12 protein-coding genes are annotated in these 13,267 nt (G+C 71.2%); 8 read left to right on the forward strand and 4 right to left on the reverse strand.

Annotated elements, in window-relative coordinates; all coding sequences use genetic code 11:
- Positions 1 to 552 (reverse strand): RtcB family protein (locus D7Y13_RS28005; protein ID WP_147452506.1); only part of this gene is annotated, 552 nt, incomplete at its 3' end.
- Positions 549 to 980, reverse strand: a complete 432-nt coding sequence (locus D7Y13_RS28010; RefSeq protein ID WP_120585474.1) for a ribosome-binding factor A — start codon at positions 978 to 980, stop codon at positions 549 to 551. The genes D7Y13_RS28010 and D7Y13_RS28005, both read right to left, overlap by 4 nt.
- A gap of 428 nt (positions 981 to 1,408) precedes the next feature.
- On the opposite strand from D7Y13_RS28010, the gene D7Y13_RS28015 reads away from it, so the two are divergent.
- The 8 genes from D7Y13_RS28015 to D7Y13_RS28050 all read left to right on the forward strand — a co-directional run bounded on the left by D7Y13_RS28015 (position 1,409) and on the right by D7Y13_RS28050 (position 11,227).
- The gene (locus D7Y13_RS28015; RefSeq protein WP_120585469.1) at positions 1,409 to 2,803 is read left to right on the forward strand and encodes a dihydrolipoyl dehydrogenase family protein; all 1,395 of its coding nucleotides are present in this window, start codon (positions 1,409 to 1,411) and stop codon (positions 2,801 to 2,803) included.
- Positions 2,804 to 2,862: 59 nt separating this feature from the next.
- The gene (locus D7Y13_RS28020) at positions 2,863 to 4,080 is read left to right on the forward strand and encodes a glycosyltransferase family 87 protein (RefSeq protein ID WP_120585470.1); all 1,218 of its coding nucleotides are present in this window, start codon (positions 2,863 to 2,865) and stop codon (positions 4,078 to 4,080) included.
- 82 nt (positions 4,081 to 4,162) lie between these two features.
- A complete protein-coding gene (locus D7Y13_RS28025; RefSeq protein ID WP_120585471.1) occupies positions 4,163 to 4,936 on the forward strand; it encodes an energy transducer TonB in 774 nt (257 codons plus the stop codon).
- A 28-nt stretch (positions 4,937 to 4,964) separates the two neighbouring features.
- Complete coding sequence (locus D7Y13_RS28030) at positions 4,965 to 5,720, forward strand: MotA/TolQ/ExbB proton channel family protein (protein WP_120536923.1); 756 nt, start codon at positions 4,965 to 4,967, stop codon at positions 5,718 to 5,720.
- The gene (locus D7Y13_RS28035) at positions 5,704 to 6,111 is read left to right on the forward strand and encodes an ExbD/TolR family protein (RefSeq protein ID WP_120536924.1); all 408 of its coding nucleotides are present in this window, start codon (positions 5,704 to 5,706) and stop codon (positions 6,109 to 6,111) included. The genes D7Y13_RS28030 and D7Y13_RS28035 overlap by 17 nt, the downstream gene beginning before the upstream one ends.
- 15 nt (positions 6,112 to 6,126) lie before the next feature.
- The gene (locus D7Y13_RS28040; protein ID WP_120536925.1) at positions 6,127 to 6,555 is read left to right on the forward strand and encodes an ExbD/TolR family protein; all 429 of its coding nucleotides are present in this window, start codon (positions 6,127 to 6,129) and stop codon (positions 6,553 to 6,555) included.
- A gap of 148 nt (positions 6,556 to 6,703) precedes the next feature.
- A complete protein-coding gene (locus tag D7Y13_RS28045) occupies positions 6,704 to 9,823 on the forward strand; it encodes a TonB-dependent receptor domain-containing protein (protein WP_120585472.1) in 3,120 nt (1,039 codons plus the stop codon).
- A 30-nt stretch (positions 9,824 to 9,853) separates the two neighbouring features.
- Complete coding sequence (locus tag D7Y13_RS28050) at positions 9,854 to 11,227, forward strand: beta-helix domain-containing protein (protein WP_120536927.1); 1,374 nt, start codon at positions 9,854 to 9,856, stop codon at positions 11,225 to 11,227.
- Between the two features lie 72 nt (positions 11,228 to 11,299).
- Here the strand turns inward: D7Y13_RS28050 and D7Y13_RS47205 are convergent, their stop codons facing one another.
- A complete protein-coding gene (locus D7Y13_RS47205; RefSeq protein ID WP_120585473.1) occupies positions 11,300 to 11,818 on the reverse strand; it encodes a hypothetical protein in 519 nt (172 codons plus the stop codon).
- Positions 11,819 to 11,942: 124 nt separating this feature from the next.
- Positions 11,943 to 13,034, reverse strand: a complete 1,092-nt coding sequence (locus D7Y13_RS28060; RefSeq protein WP_208734497.1) for a metallophosphoesterase family protein — start codon at positions 13,032 to 13,034, stop codon at positions 11,943 to 11,945.
- Positions 13,035 to 13,267: the final 233 nt, after the last annotated feature.

Raw genomic sequence — 13,267 nt, forward strand, 5'->3', positions numbered from 1 at the left:
CCCCACCGCGCCGCCCACGCCCCGGGAGCCGGTGTGGATGAGCAGCCAGAGGTCCCCCGCCCCGTCCCGGTCCAGCTCCAGGAAGTGGTTGCCACCGCCCAGCGTGCCCAGGTGGCGCGGCGCCAGACGCTCCCAGGCCTGGGTGAGCCGATGGGTGGACAGCGCCGGGGACTCCAGCCCGGGGGGCAGCGGCAGGCCCTTGCCCCGGTGCACCGCGTCCCCCACCGGGATGACGCGCGCGAGTTGGGACAGGAGCTGCTCCAGATCCGCGCGTGACAGCGAGGCCGCGGGGAAGGCGAAGCGGTGCGCGCTCACACCGCAGCCCAGGTCGTTGCCCAGCGCGCCGGGGACGACGTGGTGTTCGGTGGCGAAGACGGTGCCCACCGCCACGCCCGACGCGAGGTGCACGTCCGGCATCACCGCCACGTGCTCGACGACGTAGGGCTGCGCGGCGAGCTGCTGGAGCTGCCGGAGCGCGGCGGCGGGCACCGCGCGGGCCCAGGCGAGCAGTGGCACCGCGCCCGGTGGGACTTCGAGGATGCGGGGCATCATGCGTCACCCCCTTCCCCTTCGTCGTCCGAGGCCCGGTCAGGGTCGTCGGGCTCCGTGCATGGGGCGGTGCCCACGTGGACGAAGCGCAGGTTCGGGGTGCGCTTGAGGTTCAGGTGCTGCGCGAGCTGGGAGCGCAGGTAGCCCTGCGCGCGCAGCAGGGCCTCCTTCACCTGGGCGGGGTCGGCGGTGTCCTCCGGCAGCGTGTAGCCGATGCGCGCGGTGCGGCCTTCGGGGGACAGCTCGAACGACGTCAGCGCGACGCCTTCGAGCAGCGGGTCGGACAGCTCGCTGCGGAACAGCAGCGAGATCTCCTCGGAGAGGGTGGATTGGACGCGCAGGTGACGCGCGGACGGAGCCTGGGACTGGAACAGCGAGGAACCCGAACGTCGGGACGACGCGCGGGGACGGCGAGACCTGGATGAGGACATGAGCGAAGACGGACTTCTGGTCGGCCGCGTCCCGTTGCTCGCGAGGAGCCGGGACACGACCGTGGTGTGCACGCAGGAGCCCCGCGCGGACACGCCGTCTCTTCGCGCACGGCGAGGACGTCCCTCCACCACGGGACCGCGCGCGGAAAGGCGCGGCCGTCGGGCAGGTGTGGGACGACGCCGGTGACGCTAGACGCGCGACCGTGAGGAGCGAACCGAGACACCCTTGGCGACACGTCCCATGGCACACCTCCCGCCGCACGCAGCACCGCGCGGACAGCGCACCGACGCGACGGGCACGTCGGGCCTGACAATAAAGCGCGGGGCCTGTCCGGTGGTGACCAGCCGCTCTTTCCACCATCCGACTCGGGCGTTCAGTGCGATTGGCAGGGAGGCCCCCCGGATGCAAGCAGTAGGCGGGAGGCTTCATGGCCGAGACTTTCGACGTGGTGGTGATTGGGGCGGGTCCGACGGGGGAGAACGCGGGAGCGAGGGCCGCGGCGGGTGGGTTGAAGGTGGCGCTCGTGGAGCACGAGCTGCTGGGCGGCGAGTGCTCCTACTGGGCCTGCATGCCCAGCAAGGCCCTGCTGCACCCCGGCGAAACGCTCTGGATGGCGCAGCACACGCCCGGCGTGCGCGAGCTCATCAAGGAGCCGCTCAAGGCCGAGGCCGTGCTCAAGCACCGCGACAAGATGGTGTCCGGCTACGACGACAAGTCCCAGGTGAAGTGGGCGGAGGGCGCGAAGCTCACCGTGGTGCGCGGGCGCGGCAAGCTCACCGGCCCGCGCAGGGTGCGCGTGGAAGGCAAGGACGGGAAGGTGCGCGAGCTGGAAGCGCGCAAGGCCGTCATCATCGCCACGGGCAGCAAGCCGCGCATGCCGGACATCCAGGGGCTCAAGGACTCACGGCCCTGGGACAACCGCGAGGGCACGGGCTCCAAGGCGGTGCCGGGCCGGCTGGTGGTGCTGGGCGGCGGCGTGGAGGCCGTGGAGCTGGCGCAGGGGTGGCGCGAGCTGGGTTCGGAGGTGACGCTGGTGCAGCGCGGTCCCCGCCTGCTCACGCGCTTCGAGCCCTTCGTGGGCGAGCAGGTGGCCCAGGCGCTGCGCGACACCGGCGTGCGCGTGTTCCTGGAGACGCAGGCGACGAAGGTGCAGCGCTCGGGCGAGGGCAAGGGCGAGTACACCGTGACGCTGTCCAACCGGGACACGCTGCGCGCGGACGCGCTGCTCGTGGCCATGGGCCGCACCGCGCGCACGGACGACCTGGGCGTGGACACGGTGGGCCTCAAGCCCGGCGCCTCCATCGAGGTCGATGATCAGCTCCGCGCGAAGGGCGTGGACGGGGACTGGCTCTACGCGTGCGGCGACGTGAACGGCCGCAACCTGCTCACGCACATGGGCAAGTACCAGGGGCGGCTGGTGGGCGACGTCATCCTGGGCAAGCCCGCGAAGGCGTGGGCGGACACCAGGGCCACGCCGCAGGTCGTCTTCACGCACCCGCAGGTGGCCAGCGTGGGCTACACCGAGGAGAAGGCGCGCAAGGCGGGCGTCCCGGTGAAGACGGTGCAGTACGAGCTGGGTGACGTGGCCGGCACGTCGCTGATGGGCGAGGGTTTCAAGGGCACCGCGAAGCTGGTGGTGGACGAGCAGCGCCGGGTCATCGTGGGCGCCACGTTCACCGGCCCTGGCGTGGGGGAGATGCTCCACGCGGCCACCATCGCCATCGCGGCCGAGGTGCCGCTGGACACGCTCTGGCACGCGGTGCCGTCGTACCCCACCATGAGCGAGGTGTGGCTGCGGCTGCTGGAAGCCTACGGTCTGTGATTGCGGTGGGGCGCCTCCGCGTGGAAGGGTGCGCGCCCCTCCTCCGCTTCACCCTGTGAATGATTGTCGCTGACCCGCCGCGCCGCCGCGCATCCCTGAAGGTGGAGTGGGCCCTGCTGCTGGTGCTCGCGGTGGCGGCCGTGGCGGTGGGTCAGCACCCCAGGCGCGGCGTGGACTTCCGCGTCTACCTCACCGCGGCGGAGCGCTTCCGCGAAGGCACGGACCTCTACCGCGCGGAAGACGGCACCATGCCGTTCAAGTACGCGCCCGTCACCGCGCCCCTCTTCCTGCCCTTCACCGCCGTGCCCCCGCGCGCCGCCGTGGCGCTGTGGAACCTGGGCTCCGTGCTCGCCCTGGCCGCCGTGTCCGTGCTCACCCGCCGCGCCGCGCCCGCGCCCGGCGAGGCCGCTGCGTGGCCGTGGGCGCCGGTGCTCGCGACCGCCGTGTTGTTGCCCGCGTTCAGCTTCGAGTTCTTCTACGGCCAGGTGGACGCCGTGCTGCTGTGGCTGCTGGTGGTCGCGGCCGTGGGGGCGGAGCGGGGCCGTATCTGGAGTCCCGGCGCCGCGTTCGCCGTGGCGTGTCTGCTCAAGCCCCCGGCCGCGCTGCTGGGCCTGTTCTTCCTCGCGCGCAGGCACTGGCGCGTCGTGGGCACCACGGCCCTGTTCGGCGTGTTGCTGGTGATGCCCACGCTGATCCGCTACGGGTGGGCGGGGACGCTGTCGCAGGTGCATGACTGGACGCGGACGCTCGCGCGCACCACGCCGCCGTGGGCGCTGGGCCACAACCCGCAGGGCCTGCCCACGCTGCTGCTGTCGCTGGTGCTGCCCCCGGAGTCCCTGCCGCCCGCGGGCGCGATGACGCTGGCGCAGGCCGTGGCGGTGGGGCTGTTCGTCGTCGCCCTGCTGTGGGCGCGGCCCGGGCCCGTGGACCTGCTCGCGTTTGGCTGCCTGGGCGTGACGCTCCTGTCACCGTTGGCGTGGCGCGCGAACTACGTGCTCGCGTGGCCGCTGATCCGCGCGGCGCTGGAAGGTCGGTCGCGCTCCGGCCAGGCGCTGGTGGCGCTGGTGGCGCTCACGGGCATGCTGGTGTCGGAGACGGTGCTGGGCGCGGGGCTCGCTCGAAGCGTGCTGCTCACCCGGCCCTTCGCGTGGGCCTACACGGCGCTGCTCCTGACACTCCTGTGGCAGACGCGGCGCCGAGGTGCCCCCACCGCCGTACTTCCCGACGGAGCCGTGACGCACCTGCCGCGTGAATTTCCGAACGCACGCGCATCGTGACCCAATCGAAACAATGCCGGGGGCAAAGTGTCACGGAGCCTGAACCTTCGTGACACACGGCGTCGCTATATGCGTCCCCGTCATGTTCGAAACGTTCGACAGCGCCTCCAGCGCCCCCGCCGCCCGGCGGTTCGCGCTCTCCACCACCGCGTCGGTCGCCGTCTTCGGACTCATCGCCGTCGCGGCGATGACCGCGGCGAACACCGTGAAGGAAGTCATCAAGGAGAAGAAGGTGGACGTCGTCTTCCGTCCGCCGCCGCCGCCTCCAGTTCCCGTCGTCGAGGTGAAGCCGCCTCCCCCGCCGCCTCCTCCGCCCATGAAGGTCACGCCGCGCGCCGCGCCTCCCGCGCTCGCCAAGGCGCCGCCTCCCGCCGCGCCCGTCACCGCGCCCGCGCCGCTGAAGGCCCCGGACGCGGTGCCGCTCGACAAGCCGCCGGAAGCGGAGAAGGAAGTGGTCGCCGCGGCGCCCATGGCCGTCGGTGGAACCGGTACGCTCGTGCCCGGGGGCGTGGTGGGCGGTGTCGGCAGCGGTGAGGGGATGGCCATTGGCGGAGGTCGCGCCCAGCCCATCAACCTGCCGGAGTCGGCCACGCCTCCGGAGCCGCTGTCCGCGAACCTGCTGCCCGAGTACCCCTCCGACGCCCGCTCCAAGGGTCAGGAGGGCCTGGTCATCCTCAAGGGTGTCGTCGAGGTGGACGGCCGCGTCACCGGACTCAAGGTGATGCGCGGGGATGAGCCCTTCGCCAGCGCCGCGCTGGCCGCCGTGCGCACCTGGCGCTTCCGGCCCGCCGTCGTGTCCGGCCAGCCCACCGCCGTCTTCCGCATCTTCAAGGTCCCCTTCCGCCTCAAGTCCTGACGCCCCTCTTCCCCGGGAACACACCGCCATGAACTTCAACCTCAAAGAGATCTACGCGCACATGGGCGTCTTCGCCCTGGGCATCGCCTGGACGCTGATCGCCTTCGCGGTCGCGTCGCTGGCCGTCTTCTTCGAGCGCCTGTTCGTCTACTTCCGCTCGCGCGCCGCGTCCCGCAAGTTCGCCGGCCGCGCCGGTCCGCTCCTCGCGCAGCAGCAGCACGACGCGCTGGTGAAGGAGGCCGAGGGCAACAAGAGCAGCCACCTGGCGATGATGCTGGGCGGCGGCATGAAGACGTTCCTGTCCAAGTCCCGCGCGCCCGCCGGCAAGCTGGGCGCGGTGGAGCTCACGCGCCGCGACCTGGTGCGCATCAACGAGCGCATCACCGCGGACGTGCGCCGGGGCATGTCGGTGCTGGCCACGGTGGGTTCGGTGGCGCCGTTCGTCGGACTGCTGGGCACGGTGGTGGGCATCATCGAGGCCTTCGCCGGCATCGCGAAGGAGGGCTCCGGCGGCCTGGGCGCGGTGTCCGCCGGCATCGCCGAGGCGCTGGTCGTCACCGCGCTGGGCCTGCTGGTCGCCATCCCCGCGGTGCTGATGTTCAACTTCCTGTCCACCCGCGCGGACGCGCTGCTGCTCTCCCTGGAGCAGGCGCGCGGCGAGTTCCTGGACCACCTGGAGGACATGGCCGGCGACAAGCGCGCGGTGGCCGCCCACGCGACGCATTCGAACAGCGCGGACGTCGTCTCCACCCGCGCCGAGGCCACCGATGTCGGCCACGCGTAGGAGCATCACCCCGGAGATGAACGTGACGCCGCTGGTGGACGTGGTGTTGGTCCTCCTCATCATCTTCATGGTCGTCACGCCGCAGTTGGAGGCGGGCGCCGCGGTGGAGCTGCCCGTCGCGACGAACCCGGATCCGGAGAACAAGAACCTGGAGCCCACGACGGTGAGCCTCGCGGCGAACGGGTCCTTCTTCCTGGACCGCAAGCAACTGACGCGCGACGCGCTGGTGGTGGAGCTGAAGACGCTGCATCAGGCGAAGCCGGACGCGCCCGTGGTGCTCAAGGCGGACCGGGGCGTGGCGTACGCGCAGGTCAGAGGCGTCTTCAAGGCGATGCAGGACATTGGTTTCCCGGGCATCAGCCTGCAGGTCATCGACCGGCAGAAGAAGTAAGGGGAGGCACGCGCCATGGCTTTCGACGTCGGTGGCAGCAAGGGCGGCATCCGCCCCACGATGAACGTGACGCCCCTGGTGGACGTGGTGTTGGTCCTCCTCATCATCTTCATGGTCGTCACGCCGCTGATGACCAAGCACCTGTGGATGAACGTGCCGGCGAAGGCGGACAAGACGCAGGACACGCCGCCCCCGCCTCCGGACGCGAAGCCGCCCGTGGTGCTCACGGTGGACAAGGCCGGCACGTTGCGCATCAACCGCGAGGAGGTGCCGCGCGACCAGGTGGTGGAGCGCCTGCGGCGCATGCTCAACGCGCGAGCGGACAAGATCGTCTTCTTCGACGCGAGCGACGCGGTGCCGTACGGCAGTGCCATGGAAGTGCTGGACCTGGCGCGGGGTGGGAACATCACCGTCGCCGTGTTGCCGGAGCGACTCGCGGATTGAGTCGTGCATCGGGTGTCCCGCGCGCGGTGCGAGCCGCGCGCGGTCCGTGACACCGAGTTTTCCGTTCCCCGCCAGAGACGTCACAAACCCTTCATCCCAATGCCACGGGCGTCGCGTTGATTGCGCGTCGCTGTCGGCAAGGAGAGCCGTGTTGTCTCGTTCGAACTTCGTGCGCGCCCTCGTGGCGTCACTCGTGCTCATCACGCTGCCTGCCTTCGCGCAGGCCCCCGGCGCCGAGCCGACAGCCCCTCTTGCGCCGTCCCCCTCCGCCACGCCCGGCACGCAGCCCGCCGGTGAGCTTCCGCCTCCGCCGGGGACTCCTGGCGAGTCCGCTGCGTCACAGCCGGACGGTTCACTGCCCACCAGCCCCGCGCCTTCCCTGGGGACGCAGCCCGGGAGCGCCGCGAACCCGGCGCCCGTGAGCCCTGAGTCCGCGCAGCCCGTGGATCCTTCCGCTCCGGCCGCCGCGCAGACCGGCACCGTGACGGATCCCTCCGCGACTCCTACCGAAGGCACCGAGGCCACAGCGTCCGACGAGGCGGCGATGGGCGATGAAGCCCTCGCGGAGTCCGCCGCGCCGCCCCCTGGCTTCACCGGCATCTACGGCCGGCTCACGGACGAGGCCAACGGCGAGGGCCTCATCGAGGCCACCGTGAAGGTGGTGACGGGCTCGCAGAAGCAGGCCCTCACCGACCTGGACGGCAACTACCGGCTCGCGCTGCCGCCGGGCAAGTACGACCTGCGCGCCTTCTACGACGTGTACCAGGGCCGCCGCATCACCGGCGTCGTCGTCACCCAGGGCAAGGCCACGAAGCTGGACGTCGCGCTGAGCGCGGACGTGGGCGCGGTGCAGGAGGTCGTCGTCGAGGCCCGCTCCGACCGCCGCGCCGAGGGCGCCCTGCTCCAGGACCGCAAGAAGGCCGCCGCCGTCTCCGACGCCATCAGCGCGCAGGAGATCGCCCGCACGCCGGACTCCAGCGCCGGTGACGCCGTGAAGCGCGTGGTCAGCGCCACCGTGGTGGACGGCAAGTATGTCCTGCTGCGCGGCCTGGGCGGCCGGTACGCCACCACGCTGCTCAACGGCGCGCTGTTGCCCAGTCCGGAGCCGGACGAGCCCAGCGTGCCGCTGGACCTGTTCCCCACGAGCCTGCTCGCGAATCTCAACGTGGTGAAGAGCTACACGCCGGACCTGCCGGGCACCTTCGGCGGCGGCACGCTCCTCATCGAGACCAACACCTACCCGTCCCAGTTCGAATTCAAGCCGCGCCTCACCCTGGGCGGCGACACCGTGACGACCTTCCGCGAGCGCAACTCGCAGGCGCAGGGCGGCTTCGGTGAGGCGCTGGGCTTCGCCGATTCCAACCGCGGCCTGCCGTCCGAATTGCCCCGCGACCACCGCCTGGGCGCGGGTGGAGAGTCAGCGCAGCAGTTGGAAGGCCAGTGGGAGAGCTTCACCAACGTCTGGGAGAAGCGCACCACGCGCGCCGTGCCCAACCTGGGCCTGGGCGCGTCGCTGGGCGACACGCTGCGCTTCGGCAACCAGCGGCTGGGCTACCTGGCCACCGTCAACTACGGCCACCGCGACGGCGTGCAGACGGGCGACTTCGCCCGCGCGTCCCGCGACGAGTCCGGTGCGCTCATTCCCCAGGACGTCGCGCGCACCACGCAGGGCTTCTCCACCGCGAACCTCAGTGGACTTGCCAGCGTGGGCTACCAGTTCGACCGCGACAACGAGCTGACCTTCTTCAGCCTCTACACGCGCGGCACCGACACGCGCACGTACACCGCCAACGGCAACAACAACGTGCGCGGCGACGCCTACTCCAGCACCCGCCTCCAGTTCATCACCCGCGCGCTGTCCTTCACCCAGCTGCGCGGCTTCCACCGCCTGGGGCTGCTGGGCGACTCGGAGCTGGACTGGCAGGCCAACATCTCCCGCGTGGACCGCGACGAACCCGACACGCGCGACACCCTCTACAGCGCCAGCCTGAACAACCCGGACGCGCAGCTGTCCTTCCCCAACCAGCCCAACAGCGGCGAGCGCTTCTTCGCCGAGCTGGGCGAGACGTCCACCGGCGGCAGCGTCAACCTCACCCTGCCCTTCACCTCCGACCTGCGCGTGAAGGTGGGCGGCCTGACGCAGGTGTCCTTCCGCGACTTCAGCGCGCGCCGCTTCCGCTACCTGCTCAACGACACGCCGGTGGACCGCACCCAGTCCCCCGAGCAGCTCTTCTCGCCGGAGAACGTGGGCACCTCCATCACCGTGCGCGAGACGACCCGCGCGGACGACGCCTACAACGCCTTCCTGGGCATCTACGCCGGCTACGTGTCCGCGGACTACAAGCTCGTGGAGCCGCTGCGCCTGGTGGGCGGCGTGCGCGTGGAAGCGTCCACGCAGAACCTCACGCTGAAGGACCCCTTCACCGGCGTGGAGGGCGAGAGCGGCACCGACCAGCGCTACCTGGACGTGCTGCCGTCGTTCACCGCCATCTACGCGCTGTCCGAGAAGGTGAACCTGCGCGCGGGCTACAGCTACACGCTGGCGCGGCCCACGTTCCGGGAGCTCGCACCCTTCATCTTCTTCGACTTCGTGCGCCGCCGGAACGTGTCCGGCAACCCCGACCTCTTGGAGACGCGCATCCACAACGTGGACGCGCGCGTGGAGTGGTTCGTCGGGGAGAACGACGTGCTGGCCGCGAGCGCCTTCTACAAGCGCTTCCAGGACCCCATCGAGCGCGTCATCCGCAACCCGGACAGCGGGGACCTGGGCTTCGAGAACGCCGCGGGCGCGGACAGCTACGGCCTGGAGCTGGAGGCGCGCACGTCGCTGGCGCGCTTCACCCCCGCGCTGCGTCCGGTGCGCGTGGGCGCGAACCTCACGCTCATCCAGTCGAAGGTGGACCTGGGCGACTCCGCGGTGGTGGGCGCGCAGACGAACAAGGACCGTCCGCTCCAGGGCCAGTCGCCCTACGTGGTCAACCTCAACGTGGGCTACGAGCGACCGGAGAGCGGCACCGAATTCGCGGTCCTCTACAACGTGTACGGCCAGCGCATCAGCGAGGTCGGCGTGCAGGGCCTGCCGGACGTGTACGAGCGGCCCTTCCACCGCGTGGACATCACCCTCACCCAGAAGCTGGGCGCGACGCAGCTGAAGCTGACCGCCGCGAACCTCCTCAACGCGTCCGTCACCCTCCGCCAGGGGGACGTGACGGTGCAGACGTACAAGCCCGGCATGGCGTTCACCGCCGCGCTCGGTTGGGCCCTGTAGTTCCCATTTCCTCCCGAAAGGACGTCACCCATGAAGCGCCTGTTTGCATCCGTCCTCGCCCTCTCCAGCCTCACGCTGCTGTCCGCTTGCGGAGACGACAAGGACCCCGACAACAAGCCGGACGGCGGCGACCCCCAGGCCACCGCGCAGGACGTGACCGCGAACATCACCGAGGACACGACGTGGAAGGCGGGCACCACGTACACGCTGAAGAACTACGTGTTCGTGGAGAAGGGCACGCTGACCATCGAGGCGGGCGTCACGGTGCTGGGCGACCAGGGCAGCGCGCTGGTCGTCACCCGTGAGGCGAAGCTCAACGCGGTGGGCACGGCGGAGAAGCCCATCATCTTCACCAGCGCGCAGGCGGCGGGCACGCGCACGGCCGGCGATTGGGGCGGCGTGGTGCTGCTGGGCAAGGCGCGCATCAACGTGGCCGGCGGCGAGAACACCGTCGAGGGCTTCTTCGCGACGAGCGGCGACGTGAAGACGAAGTACGGCGGCACGGATGACGCCCACAACTGCGGCACGCTGAAGTACGCGCGCATCGAGTTCGCGGGCTACGAGCTGGCCGAGGACAACGAGCTCAACGGCCTGACGGTGGGCGGTTGCGGCACGGCGACGGACATCGACTACGTGCAGGTGCACAAGGGCGCCGACGACGGCGTGGAGATGTTCGGCGGCACGGCGGGCCTGAAGCACGTCGTCATCACGCAGACGGACGATGACGGCCTGGACTTCGACCTGGGCTGGCGCGGCAAGGTGCAGTTCCTGGTGGTGCAGCAGAACGCGACGGTGGGCAACCGGGGCATCGAGGCCTCCGGCAACAAGAACGACAACGGCGCGCAGCCGCACACGATGCCGGAGATCTGGAACGCGACGTTCATCGGCTCGGGGCGTCCGGCGGGCACGGCGCCCGCGCAGGAAGGCCTGGTGTTCAACACGGGCGCGGGCGGCCTGCTGCGCAACATCATCGTCGCGAACTTCGCGGACCTGGCCATCGACGTGGACGGCACGGCCTCCGCGGCGCTGTGGAACGCGGCCAACCCGGAGCTGTCGCTGCAGAGCACGCTGTTCTGGTCCAACCGGGGCGACACGCTGGCCATCCCGAACGCGCCGAACCCGAAGAAGGACGCGTCCGGCGCGGTCACCGACGCGGACGTGAGCAAGTTCGTGGAGGCGGAGAAGGTGCTGGCCACGGGCCTGAACAACAAGGTCGCGAACCCCCAGCTCACGGCGGCGCTGAACCTGGAGGCTCCGGACTTCACCCCGGCGGCGGGTTCCCCGGCGCTCAACCCGGACAACGCGGCCACGCCCGGCGCGGGCTTCGACGCCAGCGCGCGCTTCGTCGGCGCGGTGGGCACCACCAACTGGCTGGCCGGTTGGACGGCGTTCCCGAAGAACTAGCTTCGAGCGTGACGTGACACACGGACCGCGTGCTCCCGGCCTCAGGCCAGGGGCACGCGGTTTCGTTTCAACCTACGACGGCAGGCCCGAGGCCGCGTCGTCCTGCGCGCTGGCCAGGGACTCCGGGGTGTTGCCGCCCTCGGTGAACAGCGAGCCACCGGCCACCGGACGCACCTTGGGGGGACGGCCGCGACGGCGCGGGGCGTTCTCCTCGGAGCCCGGCGTCGCGTTCACCGGCTCCGCCACCTGTGACGGCCCGCTCGCCTTGCGCGTCGGACGCGGCAGGTGGATGGCCTCCAGCTTCGCTCCCAGCTCCGCGTCGTCCTCCGCGAACACCTTCGCGTACGCCAACGCCCGCTGGCCCTTCTGCAGGAGCGACTCCTGGCTCTCGTTCAGCGCCTGCCTCGCCGCGTCCAGCGCCGCCTGCGCCCGCGCCACCGCCTCCGCCTTCTGGCGCACCTGCACCGCGGCCTCGCCCAGCACCTCCGTGTCCACGTCCGGGAACTTCACGTCGGCCAGGTCGGTGGCGAACAGCTCGAGCAACCCGCGCAGCGCGGGGGAGATGGAATCGTTCTCGGGGGAATCGAACATGGGCAGGCCTCCTCACAAGGCGTTGAGGCCGCCTATCTGCCCAGATGTTCAGTGCCCTTTCAAGGGGGTCCGCTAAGCGGCCGGAAACTCGGCCCCGCGCGCTTCGTCAAGGACCCCTCGCGGATCAGTCCACCCGCACCAGCGCCACGTCCCGCACCCCCAGCGACGGATCCACGTCCACCGCCAGGAAGTGCCGGCCCACCCCGTCGAAGGCCTCCGGGATCGCCCCGCCCCCTCCGGAGATGAACGCCGGGATGCCCGCGTTCGAGTACGAATAATAGGAATGGATGTGCCCGTAGAGCGTCAGGTCCACCCCCGCTCGCGCCATCTTCCCCACCAACCCGGCAGCCTCACCCCGGATGGCGAAGCCTCCGCCCCGGACGCCAATCGGATCCAACGGCGGGATGTGCATGGCCACCACGTGCACCGCGTCGCGCGCCTCCTCCAGCCACCCGTCCAGTTGCTGCTCCACCAGCGGATCCACCGTGCTGCTGCCGGAGTCCACCAGGCTGAAGTGCGCACCCCGGAAGGTGAAGTGCTGGCTCGCCCGCCCCACGAGCCGCTGGTACTCCCTGGCGTCGTCCGTGAACGTCTCGTGGTTGCCCAGCGTCGCGAACAACGGGATGCGGGAGCCCGCCTCCAGCCGCTGCTGGAACTCCTCCAGCTGCTCGCGCGTCCCGTACTCCGTCAGGTCGCCCGCGAAGAAGATGAAGCGCAAGCTGGGGTCTTCGTTCAGCCGCGTGTAGACGTCCCCCACCTTCGACAGCGCTTCCTGCACGTCCGCCAACGCCGCGAACCGGAACGGCTCCCGCGAGTCCCAGTCCGGCGGCGCCACCGTCAGCCGCGCCGTCGCGCCCGGCCGCAGCGCCACGCGCCACGCCTTCACCGTCGGGTGCGCGTCCGGCAGCGCTTCCACGGAGAGCGCCGTGCCCGCTTCGTCCACCGCCTCCAGCGCCGCGTCCGGCATCGCGTTGTGCACCGTGAGGAGCCAGTCGGCTCTCGCCTGCGCCCCGGCGGCGACGCGCACCGTGAACACCGGCGCCTGTCCCCACAGCTCCAGCGCCCCCGACCCCAGCGTCCGCACCGACGCGAGCCCGCCCTCCACCTCCACCGTCAACGCTTCGGCCTCGGCCTGCCCGATGCGCGTGTCACGCACCGCGCGGTCCTCGCTCGGCCGCGCGCATCCCGCGGACAGCAGGGCCGCCGTGAGTCCCATCCCGCCCAGGACGCGGAGCCCTCCGCGCGCCCCTGAACGGATCCGCGTCGCCCGCACCGCATCCTGCCCGCGCGCCCCACCGCTCACGTGTCACCTCCCACCGCGTACACCAGCGACAACCGCCCCATCAGCGCGCCGCCCGCCTGCGCTTCCGCCGACACGCCCCAGTGGTCCGTCAGCAGCACCCGCCCACTCAAACCGAAGGAGCCGACGATGCCTCCGCCCCGCCCCTG

It is taken from the genome of Corallococcus praedator, assembly GCF_003612125.1.
Classification (GTDB): domain Bacteria; phylum Myxococcota; class Myxococcia; order Myxococcales; family Myxococcaceae; genus Corallococcus; species Corallococcus praedator.

What these genes read in the sequence shown, in the direction of transcription:
- D7Y13_RS28010 (WP_120585474.1), bottom strand. Translation starts at nt 980, where the DNA reads ATGTCCTCATCCAGGTCTCGCCGTCCCCGCGCGTCGTCCCGACGTTCG.
- D7Y13_RS28015 (WP_120585469.1), top strand. Translation starts at nt 1,409, where the DNA reads ATGGCCGAGACTTTCGACGTGGTGGTGATTGGGGCGGGTCCGACGGGG.
- D7Y13_RS28020 (WP_120585470.1), top strand. Translation starts at nt 2,863, where the DNA reads ATGATTGTCGCTGACCCGCCGCGCCGCCGCGCATCCCTGAAGGTGGAG.
- D7Y13_RS28025 (WP_120585471.1), top strand. Translation starts at nt 4,163, where the DNA reads ATGTTCGAAACGTTCGACAGCGCCTCCAGCGCCCCCGCCGCCCGGCGG.
- D7Y13_RS28030 (WP_120536923.1), top strand. Translation starts at nt 4,965, where the DNA reads ATGAACTTCAACCTCAAAGAGATCTACGCGCACATGGGCGTCTTCGCC.
- D7Y13_RS28035 (WP_120536924.1), top strand. Translation starts at nt 5,704, where the DNA reads ATGTCGGCCACGCGTAGGAGCATCACCCCGGAGATGAACGTGACGCCG.
- D7Y13_RS28040 (WP_120536925.1), top strand. Translation starts at nt 6,127, where the DNA reads ATGGCTTTCGACGTCGGTGGCAGCAAGGGCGGCATCCGCCCCACGATG.
- D7Y13_RS28050 (WP_120536927.1), top strand. Translation starts at nt 9,854, where the DNA reads ATGAAGCGCCTGTTTGCATCCGTCCTCGCCCTCTCCAGCCTCACGCTG.
- D7Y13_RS47205 (WP_120585473.1), bottom strand. Translation starts at nt 11,818, where the DNA reads ATGTTCGATTCCCCCGAGAACGATTCCATCTCCCCCGCGCTGCGCGGG.
- D7Y13_RS28060 (WP_208734497.1), bottom strand. Translation starts at nt 13,034, where the DNA reads ATGGGACTCACGGCGGCCCTGCTGTCCGCGGGATGCGCGCGGCCGAGC.